This window comes from Rummeliibacillus sp. TYF-LIM-RU47, assembly GCF_008638315.1.
Classification (GTDB): domain Bacteria; phylum Bacillota; class Bacilli; order Bacillales_A; family Planococcaceae; genus Rummeliibacillus; species Rummeliibacillus stabekisii.
In genome coordinates this window covers 1,432,209-1,449,049 of record NZ_VVIR01000001.1, presented here as the reverse complement: position 1 = coordinate 1,449,049, position 16,841 = coordinate 1,432,209, and the positions used below count along the sequence as shown (strand labels likewise).

At 36.3% G+C, this 16,841-nt stretch carries 16 protein-coding genes; 3 read left to right on the top strand and 13 right to left on the bottom strand.

Annotated features, from left to right (window positions below):
- Nucleotides 1–13: 13 nt before the first annotated feature.
- From F0527_RS07270 to F0527_RS07235, 8 genes are all read right to left on the bottom strand, one after another.
- A complete protein-coding gene (locus tag F0527_RS07270) occupies nucleotides 14–1,390 on the bottom strand; it encodes an NCS1 family transporter (RefSeq protein WP_066786959.1) in 1,377 nt (458 codons plus the stop codon).
- Between the two features lie 76 nt (nucleotides 1,391–1,466).
- Nucleotides 1,467–2,822, bottom strand: a complete 1,356-nt coding sequence (allB, locus tag F0527_RS07265; RefSeq protein WP_150284308.1) for an allantoinase AllB — start codon at nucleotides 2,820–2,822, stop codon at nucleotides 1,467–1,469.
- A gap of 35 nt (nucleotides 2,823–2,857) precedes the next feature.
- On the bottom strand, nucleotides 2,858–4,198 hold the full coding sequence (locus F0527_RS07260; RefSeq protein ID WP_066786953.1) for an allantoinase: 1,341 nt from the start codon (nucleotides 4,196–4,198) through the stop codon (nucleotides 2,858–2,860).
- A 470-nt stretch (nucleotides 4,199–4,668) separates the two neighbouring features.
- On the bottom strand, nucleotides 4,669–4,872 hold the full coding sequence (locus F0527_RS07255) for a YbdD/YjiX family protein (protein WP_066786950.1): 204 nt from the start codon (nucleotides 4,870–4,872) through the stop codon (nucleotides 4,669–4,671).
- Nucleotides 4,873–4,885: 13 nt separating this feature from the next.
- Nucleotides 4,886–6,937: a carbon starvation CstA family protein gene (locus tag F0527_RS07250; protein ID WP_150284307.1), complete on the bottom strand. Its 2,052-nt coding sequence runs from the start codon at nucleotides 6,935–6,937 to the stop codon at nucleotides 4,886–4,888.
- Nucleotides 6,938–7,181: 244 nt separating this feature from the next.
- Nucleotides 7,182–8,093, bottom strand: a complete 912-nt coding sequence (locus tag F0527_RS07245; protein WP_066786941.1) for a pseudouridine-5'-phosphate glycosidase — start codon at nucleotides 8,091–8,093, stop codon at nucleotides 7,182–7,184.
- Nucleotides 8,090–9,199 (bottom strand): carbohydrate kinase, encoded by a 1,110-nt coding sequence (locus tag F0527_RS07240; protein WP_150284306.1) that lies wholly within the window; start codon nucleotides 9,197–9,199, stop codon nucleotides 8,090–8,092. Before F0527_RS07240 ends, F0527_RS07245 begins: the two co-directional genes overlap by 4 nt.
- 145 nt (nucleotides 9,200–9,344) lie before the next feature.
- Nucleotides 9,345–10,727 (bottom strand): amino acid permease, encoded by a 1,383-nt coding sequence (locus F0527_RS07235; RefSeq protein ID WP_084247010.1) that lies wholly within the window; start codon nucleotides 10,725–10,727, stop codon nucleotides 9,345–9,347.
- A gap of 674 nt (nucleotides 10,728–11,401) precedes the next feature.
- On the opposite strand from F0527_RS07235, the gene F0527_RS07230 reads away from it, so the two are divergent.
- Nucleotides 11,402–11,950, top strand: coding sequence for a cysteine hydrolase family protein (locus F0527_RS07230; RefSeq protein WP_150284305.1), 549 nt, complete (start codon nucleotides 11,402–11,404; stop codon nucleotides 11,948–11,950).
- A 47-nt stretch (nucleotides 11,951–11,997) separates the two neighbouring features.
- Here F0527_RS07230 and F0527_RS07225 read toward each other — a convergent pair whose 3' ends face one another.
- Nucleotides 11,998–13,437, bottom strand: a complete 1,440-nt coding sequence (locus tag F0527_RS07225; protein ID WP_150284304.1) for an MDR family MFS transporter — start codon at nucleotides 13,435–13,437, stop codon at nucleotides 11,998–12,000.
- 131 nt (nucleotides 13,438–13,568) lie between these two features.
- Between F0527_RS07225 and mscL the strand changes: the two genes are divergently transcribed.
- Nucleotides 13,569–13,937, top strand: coding sequence for a large conductance mechanosensitive channel protein MscL (mscL, locus tag F0527_RS07220; RefSeq protein ID WP_150284303.1), 369 nt, complete (start codon nucleotides 13,569–13,571; stop codon nucleotides 13,935–13,937).
- 102 nt (nucleotides 13,938–14,039) lie between these two features.
- Here the strand turns inward: mscL and F0527_RS07215 are convergent, their stop codons facing one another.
- From F0527_RS07215 to F0527_RS07200, 4 genes are all read right to left on the bottom strand, one after another.
- Nucleotides 14,040–14,771, bottom strand: coding sequence for a DUF2812 domain-containing protein (locus tag F0527_RS07215; RefSeq protein ID WP_150284302.1), 732 nt, complete (start codon nucleotides 14,769–14,771; stop codon nucleotides 14,040–14,042).
- Nucleotides 14,768–15,085 carry a PadR family transcriptional regulator gene (locus F0527_RS07210; RefSeq protein ID WP_150284301.1) on the bottom strand — a complete coding sequence of 106 codons (318 nt, stop codon included), beginning with the start codon at nucleotides 15,083–15,085 and terminating at the stop codon, nucleotides 14,768–14,770. The genes F0527_RS07215 and F0527_RS07210 overlap by 4 nt, the downstream gene beginning before the upstream one ends.
- Nucleotides 15,086–15,325: 240 nt before the next feature.
- Entirely contained in the window at nucleotides 15,326–15,922 is a 597-nt protein-coding gene (locus F0527_RS07205; RefSeq protein WP_150284300.1) for an SCO family protein, read from the bottom strand.
- Nucleotides 15,923–16,015: 93 nt separating this feature from the next.
- A complete protein-coding gene (locus F0527_RS07200) occupies nucleotides 16,016–16,138 on the bottom strand; it encodes a YvrJ family protein (protein ID WP_084246878.1) in 123 nt (40 codons plus the stop codon).
- A 241-nt stretch (nucleotides 16,139–16,379) separates the two neighbouring features.
- Between F0527_RS07200 and F0527_RS07195 the strand changes: the two genes are divergently transcribed.
- Nucleotides 16,380–16,808 (top strand): DUF2621 domain-containing protein, encoded by a 429-nt coding sequence (locus F0527_RS07195; protein WP_066786929.1) that lies wholly within the window; start codon nucleotides 16,380–16,382, stop codon nucleotides 16,806–16,808.
- Nucleotides 16,809–16,841: the final 33 nt, after the last annotated feature.

The window sequence follows — 16,841 nt, the reverse complement described above, 5'->3', positions numbered from 1 at the left end:
AATCCTTTTCCTTTTATTTCTCGAATATTGTTCCTTTTTTGAAAGGAGAATTTTTAAATCCAAATTTCGTGATTAAGTAATAAGCAATACCAGCTACGAAGAAACCAATAATCCAAGCTAAGTCTACTTCAATAAAGGCTGCTGCTGCACCAACCAGCATTGCAATGATTGCTGCAGGGTTAAACCCTTTATATGGACCGTTCGCATTATATAAATCCGCAACGTCTACTTTACCTTTTCTAAAGATATGGTATTCAACCAATAGAATAGCAACGATTGGTCCTAAGAATGCTGAGTAGATTAAAACAAACATATTTAAACCTTTTGCTGAAGATTCTTGAACAAGCATCCAAGGGAATGAAACAAGTGCAAGTACCCCAGTTACAGTAACAGCTACTTTGTATTTCGCTTTTGTTAACAATGTAATAACGTATGCAGGCGGGATAATATTAGCAACCATGTTTGTTGCAATAACACCTAACACAATGAATGCTGAAACACCGATTGTGATTGCATCATTATTAATAATGATTGCTAATGCTTTTGAAGGGTTTGTAATACCAGTTACTGATGCAAGCATTGCACCAATTGTAATAACAAATCCATAAGCAATCATGATTGGAGAAAAGTATAAGAATCCTCGTTTTGTATCACTATAACCTGCTTTTAATTCACGAGAATAGTCAGCAGCACTTAGGAAAATCGCTGCGTAGTTACCTAAGAATACCATGATGAAACCGAAGAAATGTAGACCCCAAGAACCTTGAACATGGATCCAATTTTTCGCTACTTCAGTACCATGTGAACGCACTAAAATGATGAATACGTACAATAATGCTACCATGATAACGACAGAAGCAAGAGTTTCTACCCATTTAATAGCATGGAAACCGAATAAAGATAAAACAATTTGCAATAATACAAGAGCAACGAAGCAAATAGCAATATTATCAAAAGCACCATTCGTTGCGATTGTTAGGATTTCGTTTAATGCAGTACCACCAATCCAGCTTTGAATACCATACCAGATTATCGCAGGAACTCCTCGCAATAAGGATGAAATGATTGTTCCTTTAAAACCGAATGACATTCTTAGTTGTACAACATAAGGAACGCCTTCTTTGTAGCCTAGTCTGTCATTTAAGATGAAAATGGTTGAAATAATTGCGATGGCAATAATAGCTGCCGCAAATGTTTGGAACATGTTTAATGTTGCAGCACCAGCTACTACCAAACTCGCTCCCAAAGTCATATTCCCAAGGTTAACACCATCACCAATCCACATAAACATATATGAAAGTGGATTTACTGTTCTTTTGTCAGCCGTTTTCGGGTGTAGAGTTTCGTCTTCACCGCTGTGTGGCTGTACCTCATTTGTATTATTTGTCATTCTAAAATACCCTCTCATTTAACACGGGCATTGCACAGCAATACCCGCGCCCATTTCACTTTTTTAATTTAAGGAATTATTTTTGAGCAGCCATCAATTTTCCGATTGGCTCCCCGACAATGCCTTCATTTAAGTCGAACACAACGTTACCGCGTACAATTGTTTTAGTGACACGACAATCAATTTGTCTGCCTTCATAGGCACTAAATTTGTTTTTATAGTAAAGATCTTCTCTTTTCACTACATAAGATTGGTTAGGGTCAACAAAAATAATATCCGCATCTTTACCGACAGCGATTTCACCTTTGTTTGGTAAGTTAAAGCGTTCAGATGGATGCGTTGCAATTAAGTCAACGAACTTGTTAACTGGTAAACCGCGTTGTTTTACAGCTAAGTCAAACATCAAATCGACATTATTTTGAACACCACTAATACCGCCCCATGCTTCAAATATGTTGCCTTGTTTTAAGTCTTCAGTACAAGGAGAGTGGTCAGATGTAATCCAGTTAATATTGCCTTTCATTAGCTCATCCCAAAGTTTTTCTTGGTCTTTTGCTTTTCTTAGTGGCGGCTGACATTTTGCGCGTGGCCCAATTTCTTCCACTTGTTCAGCAGTAATAGCCAAATAATGAGGACAAGTTTCTAGTGTTACGTCCACACCTTCTTGTTGTGCTTTTACGATAACTTGTACTGCTTCAGATGTACTAATATGCACAAGGTGAAGTTTACAGCCTGTCTCTTTGGCAAAAAGGATTGCACGGGAAACTGCTTCTACCTCAGTAAAGATAGGACGTGATTCCACGTAATCCATTGCAGTAGTACGGCCTTCTCTTACCATGTCTTCAGCAAGTTTTTTCGTTACAGATGGATTTTCTGCATGTATGCAAAGCAGTTGGTCTAACTCAGCCAATTTTTGCATTCCTTTATACAATGTATAATCATCTACATTTGTAAAGTCACCTGGAATATCACTCGTTATGTCAGATAAGAAACATTTAAATGCAAGTACTCCAGCTGCATCTAATTCTTCCAACTTGTCCAAGTTATCAGGAACTAGACCTCCATAAAACGCATAATCCACATAGTTTTGTGTTTTGGCTGCTTCCAGTTTAAGATCTAATGCTTCTTTATTAATTGTAGCAGGAAGAGCGTTTAACGGCATTTCTACATAACTTGTAGTACCACCGGCTGCCATTGATTTAGAGCCTGTTTCAAAACCTTCCCATTCTGTACGACCTGGTTCACTGATATGCACATGCGTATCAATCATACCCGGCATTACAAATTGTCCTGCTGCATCAATCACTTCTTTAGCATCTTCAGTGATATGTTCTGCAATGCAAGAAATTTTTTCATCTTTGACTCCAATATCTACTTTGCGTACGCCATCATGAAAAACAACGTTACCGCCTTTTATTAATAAATCAAACATACTTTAAGTACTCCTCTCTCGAATAAAGAATAAGCTTATTGCACTTTATCGACTATAATTTTGCCGTTTTCAAAGACTACTTCGCCATTAACCAATGTGTTTTTAACTTTCCCTTTGAAAGTCATGCCCACATATGGAGAGTGTTTGTGGCGATAGTATAAATCTTCATTATGAAGGGTAAAGCTTTCATTTAAATCAACAATTGCCAAGTCAGCATCATAGCCTGTAGCTATTTTACCTTTTGTAGAAAGTCCAAAGCGTTTCGCTGGGTTTTCAGCTGTTAGTTTTACGATTTTTTCTAATGGCAGATTGCGTTTATAGTACCCTTCTGTAAGCAAAATATTCAGTGTGGATTGTGCACCTGAGATTCCGCCCCAGCCTTCAAAGAAATTATCTGTAATAGTTTTCATAGAAGCTGGTGCTGGAGAATGGTCTGAACCGATGACATCAATTTCGCCATTAGCTAGTGCAGCCCATAACTCTTCTACTTCATCTTCATCGCGTAAAGGAGGAGCACATTTTGCTAAGCCGCCTTTTTCTTCTAAATCTTTTACTGTTAATGCAAGATAGTGAGGACATGTTTCAACTGTTACATTCACGCCTCTTTGTTTTGCTTCTTCAATGATTTTTACAACTTTACGGCTGCTCGCATGTACTACATGTAGTTTACAACCTGTCGCTTCTGAATAAGAAATAATTCTTCTAACTGCTTCAATTTCAGAAATGATAGGTCTAGACTCTACATAGTCTCTTGCAGAAGTTTTACCTTGACTAATTTTTTCTTCAGCAAGCTGCTCACAAATGACAGTGCTTTCAGCATGCACAGCAAGAATAGAACCGAATGAAGCAATTTCTTTCATTCCTTTAAAAATGGTTTCATCATCACTGTGATTAAAATCAGCAATGCCGCTTGGAGACATGAAAGCTTTAAAACCGATAACGCCATTGTCATGCAATCCCTTTAAATCTTTAATATTTTCAGGGACTAGGCCACCCCAAAAACGAGGATTAACAACAGCTTTTTGATCAGCAAGTGCTTTTTTCAAAGCTAAGTTTTCAGCGTTAATTGTCGGAGGAGTACTATTTAACGGCATATCGAAAAATGTTGTTGCACCACCTGCAGCTAAACTCTTGCTACCTGTCTCTAAGCCTTCCCACTCAGCTCTACCTGGTTCATTAAAATGAACATGTGAGTCTATTAAACCCGGAAAGACATGAAGACCTTCTGCGTTAATTTCTTTAAGGGCATCTCCGTCAATTTTTCTTCCGTATGCCACTTCTTGAATTTTTCCGTCCTTAATCGCTATATCTCCTAGCTGAACAGAATCAGCACTTACTATATTGCCGTTTCGTATAATCAAATCATATGAAGTCATAATTCCTTCTCCTCTCAATGTCTGTTTTGACTATTTCTAATATAGTTTGCATGGCTTAGCTAGTTTAATACGCAAACACTTATTATTCAAGCAGCGTATAAAGAGGCAAAGTCTTTACTAATATTCTTGAAATGTTCAAAGATTCGTCGTAAAAACGCTCGAATTTTGTCATATACTAGATACATAGATTATTATAATCATTTTGTATTAGTTGGTCGTTAGACACTTTAAACAAATTACACAATAGCTAGTGTACATTTTTTCTAATAGATTTTCAATTTTTGTTCACTTTGAACAAATCGTTTATTTACAATAACTATCTTAAAGTAATATTTAATTTTGTTTTGTTTACCCGTTTTTGCTAAATTTTACGTAATAAAAACCAAAATATTCTATTCTTTGTATAATAAAAGCCTCCAATTCTAAAAGAATTGGAGGCTTCGTAAATTTCTATTTATATAGTTGAAAGCCTAGCAGCAGCGTGAAACTTTACCATCTTTCCCATTGTAACGTTCTTCCTGCGCTTCGCAGAAAAACTCCTTCCTGCTTTTTATTTGCTGATCTGGATTTGCCTCTATCATATGTTTTACATATGTTTCATAGCTCGGAACTCCAACTAAAAGCGAGATAAATTGATTTCGTTGTTCTAGAACCTTTTTTAAAATAGTTAGCATATTAGCTCCTCCTTTATGCACTTCGTTTATACACTGTTTCATGGAGCGTTACTTTTTTATTACCTAATACTTTGAACCAAATTCGTAGAGCGGAAATAAAGACAGTAATCACGACAATCATAAAGATGGCACAAAGAGCAGCATCTACATAATCATTGACTAAAACTTGACGCATTTGAGCTATAGTAGCTGCTGGTGCCAATACTTCCCCTTTATCAAGCGCATTTTGAAATACTTTCGCATGTGATAAGAAGCCGATTTTAGGGTTGTCATGAAACAGTTTTTGCCACCCCGCTGTCATTGTTACAACTAACAATAGAGTGGTCGGTAACAATGTGACCCATGTGTAAACTTTTTTCCCCATTTTAAAGAGAATAGTTGTTCCCAAGACGAGCGCAATCCCCGCGAGCATTTGGTTGGCGATACCAAATAACGGCCAAAGTGTATTAATTCCACCTAATGGGTCTACAACACCCTGATAGAGGAAATACCCCCACCCTGCAACACATAGTGCCGTAGCAATAATGTTCGGTACCCAGGCATCAGTCTTTGCGAATGGTTTATAGAAGTTCCCTATTAAATCTTGAATGATAAAACGGCCAACCCTAGTACCTGCATCAATAGTTGTCATAATAAACAACGCTTCAAAAAGAATGGCAAAGTGATACCAGAAAGCCATCATAGTCGTTCCGCCAATTACCTTCGAGAATATGACTGCCATTCCGATTGCTAATGTAGGCGCTCCACCCGTTCTTGAAAGAATAGAGGCTTCACCCACCTGATCGGCAAGCCTTGTTAAATCATCAGGAGTCAATTTAAAACCCCAATCACTTATTGTAGCAGCTACAGTAACAGCATCAGTGCCAATTGCAGCTGCAGGGCTGTTGATAGCAAAATAGATACCTGGTGTAAGAACACATGCTGCTATCATGGCCATCACAGCTACAAAAGATTCAGTTAGCATAGCTCCATAGCCGATTGCTCTCGCATGTGATTCGCGCTCAATCATTTTTGGAGTAGTACCTGATGAAACTAATGCATGGAACCCTGATACCGATCCACAAGCTATAGTAATAAATAGGAATGGGAAAAGGTTACCCGAAAAGACAGGACCAGTACCATCAATAAATTTGGTTACAGCAGGCATTTCTAATGAAGGAGCTACAATTAATATGCCTAGCGCCAGGCCGGCAATAGTCCCTACTTTTAAAAACGTACTTAAATAATCGCGCGGAGCCAGCAAAAGCCATACCGGCAAAACAGAAGCAATAAAACCATAAGCGATCATCATAAGAGCAATTGTTTCGCCTTTAAAGGTAAACATTTGCGCTAACGTTTCATGTTCTGATACATATTGTCCGAAATAAAGAGATAAAATTAATAGAATAATTCCAATAATTGAACCTTCGCCCACTCTTCCCGGACGGATATACCTCATATAAATCCCCATTAGAATAGCAATAGGAATTGTTGCTGCGATGGTGAACATACCCCAAGGGCTACCCGCCAAAGCCTTAACAACGACTAGAGCCAATACAGCTAATAATATGACCATAATGCCTAAAATTCCTACCATTGCTATAATGCCTGTTACTTTGCCAATTTCATCTTTAATCATTTCACCTAACGATTTTCCGTTGCGTCGCATTGACCCGAATAGAATAATAAAATCTTGAACTGCTCCGGCCACCACCACGCCTACCACAATCCATAGTGTTCCAGGCAAATATCCCATTTGTGCAGCTAAAATAGGCCCAACTAGCGGACCTGCTCCTGCAATAGCTGCAAAATGATGTCCAAATAAAACCCATTTATTCGTAGGAACATAGTCTTTTCCATCGTTGTTCACTACTGCTGGCGTTTGTCTAGAATCATTGAGCTGAAAAACCTTATTCGCTATAAATTTACTGTAAAAACGATAGGCAATAGCATAAACGCAAAGAGCTGCGGTCAAAATCCATATTGCATTGATACTTTCACCACGTTTTAAAGCAACATAACCAAAACTTATTGCCCCAATAGCAGAAATTACTCCCCATAATAAGATGGATCTTAATGCTTTCAACTTTCCTGCCCCCTTTTGATTCTAATTCTGTATAAATCTCTTTTTCTCTCCTCCTGACAAACGATTAATATACAGTTTATTCTGAATTATATAATAATATAATCTGCAAAACAAAATAATTTTTATGTTTATATATATAAAGAATAAACTCGACAATTTTAAAGTATTTCACCAAAATAAAAGGCCTTAATCATTTAGATTAAGGCCACTGATTTTCTATTCTATTTATCTACTTTGTTGATACTTAAAGTTGATTGTAGTTGACAGCTAGTTTTGCACCAATCACTGCATTATTTTTCACTAATGCAATGTTGGCATCAAGACTTTTACCTTTTGTTAGTTCTTTTACCTTTCCTAATAAGAAAGGAGTTACATTTTTACCTGTAATTTGTTTTTCTTCTGCTTCTTTTAATGCAGATTCAATCACTTCATTAATCACAGATTCATCCATTGCATATTCTTCAGGAATTGGATTGGCAATAACAGCTCCGCCTTTAAGGCCTAAATCCCATTTCACTTTTAATGTTGAAGCAATTGTCTCTACATCTTCTGCTTTAAAGTTGACTGGGAATTCACTTTTGCGTGTATAGAAAGCTGGAAGTACGTCCGTGTTATAACCGATTACCGGTACACCTTTTGTTTCAAGATATTCCATAGTTAATCCTAAGTCTAGAATAGATTTAGCTCCGGCACAAACTACTGCTACATTTGTTTGACCCAATTCCTCTAAATCTGCTGAAATATCCATAGTATTCTCAGCACCTCTATGAGCACCACCAATACCACCCGTAACAAAAATATTGATTCCAGCTGCCTCTGCACAAATCATTGTTGCAGCTACAGTAGTAGCTCCAAGTTTTTTTGTAGCAAGTAAATAAGCTAAATCACGACGTGACGCTTTCGCTACATCTGAGCTCTTGCCGAACATTTCTAATTCCTCATCTGATAGGCCAATTTTTATTTTTCCATCCACTATAGCAATCGTTGCTGGGACTGCCCCATTATCACGGATTATTTGCTCTACTTCACGTGCTGTTTTTACATTCTGCGGATAAGGCATGCCATGAGAGATAATGGTTGACTCTAAAGCCACAACTGGTTTCCCTTGTTCTTTTGCTGCACGTACTTCCTCAGATAAAGTGATGTATTCATTCATGATAATTCCTCCATGTCTTTTTGTAATTGTATTGCGGATAAATTTTGTCTAACCGTATATGGTGATGCCAATGTTTTAGAAGCATTCACACTTGCAGCTCTAGCTATTTCGGTTAAAGGTTTTCCTTCTAGCCAAGAGTAAATAACAGCAGACGAAAACGCATCTCCAGCTCCTGTTACATCAGCAATTTCTTCGACTGGTATGGGTGGGATATGTAGGATTCCTTCATTTCTATTACCTATCATAGACCCCTCTTTGCCATTTGTGATGACTACATTAGCAATACCTAAACCTAGCCACTTTTCAACAGCCTTTTCCCAATCTTCATTTGTTTTAATTTCAGTTTTAAAGTAAGTTTCTGATTCATCTCGGTTGGTAATTATCCATGATACCCCTGCCAAATCATCTGGCAAGCGATTCATTTTCGGAGATGAAACAGGAATTATTACTATTGGCAAGTTATGGCTTTTAGCAAAGCTGCACAAAAATTGAATGGTCTCCTTAGGGCAATTTAAATCTGCCACGATGCATTTGGATTGACTTAACAAAGCTTCATTTTTTAACAGCAAATCAGGCGTGATAGCTTCATATACTTCCATATCTGCAAGGGCTATGATTAATTCACCCTGTGCATCCAAAACAGCAGTGTAAGAACCTGTCGCCTTTTCAGGGAATTTAGCTACTGTATCAAGCTTCATATAAAGAGATGATGCGTCTTCAATGAATGACCAATCCATATCGAGACCACTTGCAGAAAACAGCGACACATCACAACCAAGCCTTCCTAAATTCTCTGCAATATTACGGGCCACTCCTCCAGCATTTTGTGTAGTATAACTTGGATTCGAAGTACCTAATTGAGCGTTATCTTTGATATGAAATTTCCGATCTATATTGGCTCCGCCAACACATATGATCTGTTCGGATTCACTTAAAATATAGGCCCTACCCAAAATATTACCTCGTTTAGTTAACCCAGAAATCATATTAGCAATTGATGGACGAGATAAGCCTAACATCTCTGCAAGCTCTTGCTGAGACACATAAGGATTCTTGCGTATCGCATTCAAAATCAACTGCTCTTTATCAGTTATTTTTTCAGGCATCTTATCACCTTTCAAACATTTGTTTATTAACCAAACATTTGTTTAATCATAATATCTTTTCTTTCTGTTGTCAATAAAAATATGAAAGCCTTTTCATTAAAATCAACAAAAAAAGAAGCAGGAATAAACCTGCTTCTCTGTATCGTTAATCTTTAAACGTAAAATCCATTTCCTCTGGTTTAACAACTTTAGACTTTCTGACAAATTTATAACCAAAGAACAAGACTAAAAATAGTGGGATACCTAGATAAGCTGCTACTACACTACCCCAGTCAACTTTATCAGCTAAAAAGGCTTGGAAGTTTTGTGCAATAATCACAATTATACCGCATGCAACCGCGAAAATTGGTCCAATCGGGAACCACTTTGCACGATAAGGCAATTCATCTAACGAATGTCCTTGCGCTAAAAATCCTTTCCGGAAACGATAATGGCTTACTGAAATACCTAACCAGAATATAAACCCAGTAATACCAATGGCATTCATTAACCACAAGTAAACAGTTCCATCACCGAAAAATGATGCTAAGAATGCAAGTGCGCCAATTGCACAAGTGAAAATCATACTCACTACTGGTACACCGCGTTTATTTAATTTACCAAAAATTCGAGGCGCTTGTCCCTCCTTCGCCATTGAAAATAGCATACGAGTTGAAGCGTAGACACTTGAATTTCCTGCTGATAATACGGCAGACAATATAACTGCATTCATAAGCGACGCAGCGAAAGCAATCCCTGCTTTTTTCAATACTAATGTAAATGGACTGACCATAACTGAATCATTTTGCAAATTGGCATTTGTATAGGGTATTAATAATCCTATTACAAAGATAGCAAAAACGTAGAATAATAAGATACGCCAAAATACGCTTTTGATTGCTTTTGGAACATTCTTGGCAGGGTCTTCACTTTCCCCTGCTGCTACACCGACAATCTCAGTCCCTTGGAAGGAGAAACCAGCTGCAATAAAGACTACGAATACTCCTAGAATGCCTCCTGAGAAAGGAGCGTCACCCATTGTAAAGTTTTTAAACCCTACTGCTTCGCCACCCATAATTCCGAAAATCATTAAGACTCCGACAATTAAGAAAATAACAATAGCACTAACTTTGATTAACGATAGCCAATACTCACCTTCACCATAGCCCTTAACTGATAAATAATTTAGCAAGAATATAATAGCTAAAAATCCGCCGCTCCAGATCCATGAGGGGCTATCCGGAAACCAAAATTTCATAATCATTGTAGATGCGGTCAATTCTGCAGCAATTGTCATCGCCCAGTTAAACCAATATAACCAACCTATTGAAAATCCAAAAGCAGGGTCAACAAACTTGGAGGCGTACGAACTAAACGATCCACTAGTTGGCATATATGCAGCCATTTCTCCTAAGCTTGTCATAACGAAATAGACCATTGCTCCAACTAACATATAACCGAGCAGTGCTCCACCTGGTCCTGCTGTATGAATGGCTGAACCACTGCTTAAAAATAAACCAGTACCAATTGCACCGCCAATTGAAATCATTGTCAAATGGCGAGATTTTAATTTTCTCTTTAAATGTGTTTCTTCCTGTGCTCCCGCAGATATTTCCCCTTGTTTAACCAACACTTTTTGTTCATCTTGTTGCAAAGTCAATCAGAACACCCCTTTGTAAGCGGTAACATTTATTAGTATGAGGCTTTAAAGCAGCAAATTTGCTAATCATTGTATTCTACAAATATAGTTTTCAAACCGCTATACAATAAAGCGACCTAAAATAAAGTGTCAGCCTACTGATTTCTAAAACTTTATACTAGAAATATAATTTAAAATTGTCGAAAGTGTCAATGTTTTTTTCGACAACTTTCGCTTCTGTACAAATAGAGACCTATTAAAAAGGCTACTCTTATGCAGTATTTTGCATAAGAGCAGCCAAGAAAATCATTTTATATTCACGTTTATTTTAATGAATTGGAATTTCGATAAAATCAAAAGCAAGATTTAGAAAGAAGATAGAATGTATAAAAACAAAGAGCAATGCTTGCTTATTTAACTTTTTCCCTACATTATGATCCATTAGCTCCAACACCCTTCTTGTTTTTTGTTATTATAGTCTAGATAATATAAATATGCAAAATATTTTTTATTTTAAGTTTTTATACAATTATACTTTAATTATGTCATGATATATGTAAAGACACAAAGGAGCTGTTTATTTAATGGAGAAAGCATTAATTATTATTGACTATACGTATGATTTTGTAGCTACAGATGGGCTGCTTACTTGTGGTGAGCCTGGACAAAGGATTGAAGAAAAGATGATTGAACACATTAATGAATTTGTAAACAATGGCGAACTAGTCATCTTTGCATGCGACTTACATGAAGATAACGATCCATTCCATCCAGAAACTTCACTTTTCCCACCACACAATATTAGAGGAACAAAGGGCAGAGAATTATACCATAACGTCCAGACTCTGTATGAAGAGATAAAACACCTGCCTAATGTCAAATGGATGGACAAAACACGTTATAGCTCTTTTGCCGGAACCAATCTGGAACTGCTATTACGAGAAAGAAAAATTAATGAATTATATTTGGCTGGCGTGTGTACAGATATCTGTGTATTACATACAGCTGTCGATGCTTACAATTTAGGATATCACCTTCATATTTATTCTGATGCAGTTGCAAGCTTTAACGAAGATGGCCATACATGGGCTCTAAGACACTTCAAAGAAGCTTTGGGAGCGAATGTTTTATAAAAAAAAGAACCCATTAAACAATTCCTCGTTTAATGGGTTTCTTTTTGTTATGCTTCGGTTTTTCTTTTAGCGATAAAGATGGAGAAAATAAATCCTATAATCGCAAAAATAAATGCCCCTGTATAAACAGAGTGAATGCCGCCAGCTATAATATTTATAATACTTTCGATTTGTTCTGGTGAAAATAACTTCGTGTCAAATGTACCGTTTAAATTGATATGGCTTGCATGCATGTCAGCAAGTTTACTACTTGTAGCAGTATTGAACAATACACCAAATACCGCTGCGCCAATAGATTGGCTAAATGTATTCGTGAATGAATTCAAACCTATTCCAATACCAAACTGTTCTTTTTTAACAGAAGCTTGTACTGTAATAATTAGCATTGGTGCGATAAAACCCATGCCCAGTCCTAAAAGCCCCGTTGATAGATAGACAAATAACGGTTGTGTTGTAGAAGATAAGAACATCAGCATAAATGTCGCAATCAATAAAAAGACAGTACCTGTCATAATGTTTGTTTTACTTGTTATACGTCCAATTAAATTACCTGCAATGATGGCGCCAACTGTCCACATCACTGATAACGGGGTTAGCATTAAACCAGCTGCAGTAGCGTTTTTGCCTAAAACAGCTTGTGCATATACTGGCAAGTATGCCGATAGGCTGATGACGATACCAAAGCAAAATAACGTCAAGCCATTAACTATATTTAACTTCTTATTTTTAAATAATGAAAGCGGGATAATTGGCTCACTTGCCCGTCTCTCAACAGCAATAAATAAACCTAGGAATAATAAAGCTAGAATGTACATAATAATTTGTTTAACTGTAAGCCATTCTTGTGTATTACTCCCTGTAATCAAAGCATATAGCAAGGAAACCATTCCGACAGAGAAAAGAAAGGCTCCTGCATAGTCGATTGAACGTTTAACAATTACACGTTCTTCTTCGTAATATTTAGCAATTAAAAATATAGCACCGAGTCCGAATGGAATATTTAGCAAAAAGATAAAGTGCCATGTTAATTGATCGACTATGAAGCCCCCAATCAATGGACCTACAACTCCGGCAACTCCCCATACCATACTGATATACCCTTGGCCTTTTGCGCGTTTTTTTTCTGTTTCGAAGAGTTCGCCAACAATAGTTAAGGTAATCGGTAAAATGGATCCTGCTCCAATCCCTTGAATAGCACGGAAGATGATGAGCATTTCCATTGAAGTTGCGATACCACACAATAAGGAACCTAATAAGAAAATACTAATACCTATCATAATCATTCTTTTTCTGCCAAATAAATCTGCTAATTTACCAAAAATAATAGCGGCAATCGCGGATGTTAGTAAATAAGCAGAATAAATCCAACTAATTAGTTCAGCCCCCGAGAGGTCTGAGGTAATACTTGGAATGGCAGTCGATACGATTGTCCCTTCAATCGCTGCCAGCGCCGTTGCTAATAAGACAGCGGCAAAAACTTTATTCATATATACAAAACCTCTATTCTAATAAATAATCGTCAAATATTAATATTATCATGAAATAAGTGTTTTACCTAGAGGTGAATTACTAGATTTGATATGATGGTTGTGACTTTAAATAGAAAGAGGAAATTAGTTTGTGGGAAGATTTTAAGAAGTTTGCTTTAAAGGGTAATGTCATGCAATTAGCTATAGGGGTAATAATTGGTGGAGCTTTTAGTAAGATTGTTTCTTCTTTAGTGAATGATATTATTATGCCTATTTTTGCACTTTTCCTTGGAAAAGTAGAATTTAAAGAGTTACATTACCATAAAATCATGTATGGTGTTTTTATTCAAAATGTTGTAGATTTCTTTATTATCGCTTTTTCCATCTTTTTAGTAACAAAGATAGCCTCGAAACTTGAATTTCATAAAAAAGAAGAAAAAGCAGCTGATGTACCAGTGGAGACTACAGAAGATGTTTTGAAAGACATAAGAGATTTGCTAAAAGAAAACCAAAAATAATACTTGAATGGAACAGGAAAGGCGAACATATATACAATCTGGCTTATATGATTCGCCTTTTTAATTTGGTTTAATTAATTTTCACCTATGACAATTAAATTTTTATCTCTTAAAGTTGAACACTTTAGATAATTCGCTATATATTGGAATGAAAATTTGGACAACGATTGGGATTAGTATAGCACCAATAAATAAATATGCTATAAGACGAAATATATTATTAGAATCTTCTACTATTCTGAAAAGAAGAAAAATACTGAAAGCAACAAGAACTATAGGAAGACAACTCGTTAATTTGACCAGTCCCTTTTTACCTTCCGCCTTCCATTTATTATTGTTAATGGCAAATCCAGTCCAAGTAGCGGGGATTGCCACTACAGTGCAAACCATTGCCAATATTTCAAACATCGTTTGTAAATGTCCCTTGGTTATTGATGTACCTACCCATAACAGAATTGTTCCTAAAGCCAAAAATATGACAAACCATTTAATAGAATATCCCAAGTGTTCATGCTTTTCTGCTTCTGTTTCTCTATCACTAAATATAGGAGAGGTACCTGGTAGACCACGAAATAAGTGTATATTTGCTTGTGAAGATATATGTGTCCAACCAGAAGATGAAAACAACTCAAAATACTCTTCGGTCTCCTCTTTTTTTAAAGTACGGTAATCGATTGTATAGATATAATCTTTACTCTTCCCTTTTTCAAGCGTATACCCCATAAACTTAAAACCATTTACATGCCAACCTTTCAAAGAGTATTTTCTTAGTTTCTCCAAATCCTTATCTTCTGAAAAAGCCAATCCGCCTGAAATAACATATTTTTGAATCATTCCTCAGCCTCCTTTAAACCCATTTCTGCTAAATGAATCATCAGTTTTCTTATTTCTAAATTTTTCACTAATACATCTCTACCTTTTTGAGTAAGTAGATATGTCTTCCTTCTGGGATTTGTACCATCATACAAATAGATCCAGTCTTCCTTAAGCAACTTCTTGATAATTGTATACATGGATGCAGGACCTATAGTTATCGCCCCAAATGTCCTTTCTTCAATTAAACTCATAATTGCATAACCATGTCTCGGCTTAGCTAAAGCAGCCATTATATAGAACATCGAATCGGTTAATTGTTCAGTTGTTTTCAATCAAGCACCCCCTATATCATCTTTTGCTATATCATAAAGTGATACATTTAATTACAATCAATGTATCACTTTATGATATAACTGTCAATTGCTATCTGAATACATATAACTTTCAAATAAGTATCATACCAAAAGCCAAACATGTGATGAAATAAAGAAAACCCAACCAACGCGCCACGTGTACGCGAAGATTGGGTATTATCTGCTTTAAAAATATTTATTAAGATAATTTCAATTTACTTATTTTCCATCTTCAATAATTGTTTCCATATCTACAGCAATCGTATCATATGGTACTTCTTTATAACCACTATAACTCTTAACAACGACGCCTTCTTGGTTTACTAGGAAAAAACTTGACCCGTGAATTACTTGATTAGAGTTAGGATCATCTTTGACAAATGTTTTAAAGGATTTAAGTCCAAGATTAGCAATATCATCTTGTGAGTACCCTGTAAGTAGGTCCCATTTAGAAGTGTCTGGAACAGGATATTGTTTTAAATATTTTTTAAGCTTTTCAGGTGTATCTGTTTTAGGGTCCACACTAAAGCCGACAATATGGTAATCCTTTAATCCCTTTTCTTTAAAATCCTTTTGAATCGCTGTCATATTCATGGTCATCGGTGGACACACTGTTGTACAGCTCGTAAAGATAAACATGGCAAGCCAAGGTTTTCCCTTTAAGCTGTCTAGTGAAACTTTCTCACCATTTTGGTTGGTATAGTTAAAATTTTGTACTTTCCAATCCGTCTCAGCCTTAAAATTGCCACCGCCGCATGCAGATAATAAAATCGCCGAGACGATCAATAAACATGGTAAGAATAGTATTTTTTTCATATAACTTTCACCTCATGTACGATATTCCTAACTAAATTGTATCATAGAATATGACTCGCACAAAAAAATTCTTTGGTCAACTTTGTGAATCTTCTACTTCAAATCTAAGAGTGCCTCGTGAATTGCTTGTAACTTGGTTTCCACTCGATGCATGAGATAGAATGACACAAAAATAGGAAAACCTATTTCTTGTATGAGTGAGACCCATTCAGCCAACGCATTTCCTCCTCCCTTATTAAAGCGCCTACCCCTTTATCACAAATAGCTTCTTTAATACTTTAGAAATTCAAAAAATCCAATCTTTATCATTGAGCAACTTAACTTTCATGTAGTTCAATTATCAAAGATATTCAATTACTCCCCCTACTCATTTCCTATATAGACATTTCTAGTGAAAAGGAGACTAATAGATGCAAATTTATTACTTTCCTTTTATAATGGTGATGAGGTGAATAGTGTGTTAAACGGCTGGTTTTTAGTCTTTATATTATTTTGGGTAGTTGTACTCGTTGGTCTATTTGCTATTGGTGGTTTTTTCATGTTCCGCAAGTTTTTAAAATCTATGCCAAAAGATGATGGCAAATCCACACTTGATTGGCAAGATTACTATGTACAAAAAACTTTGCATATGTGGCAGCCAGAAGAAAAAGCGTTGCTAAATGAGCTAGTAAGCCCAGTTCCAGATTTATTCCGAGATGTAGCAAAACAAAAGATAGCTGGAAAAATTGGTGAGCTTGCTCTTGAAGAAAGAGCAAAAAAAATTAACATGGACCTCATCATTAGAGGATACATACAGGCCTCGCCGAAAAGGGATCATAAGTTTTTGCGCAAAAAACTCAATCAAATGCAAATTGATATATCCCCTTACGAAGATATTTTAGAATAACAAAAGGTTCTTTTCCTTTAAGGAAAAGAACCT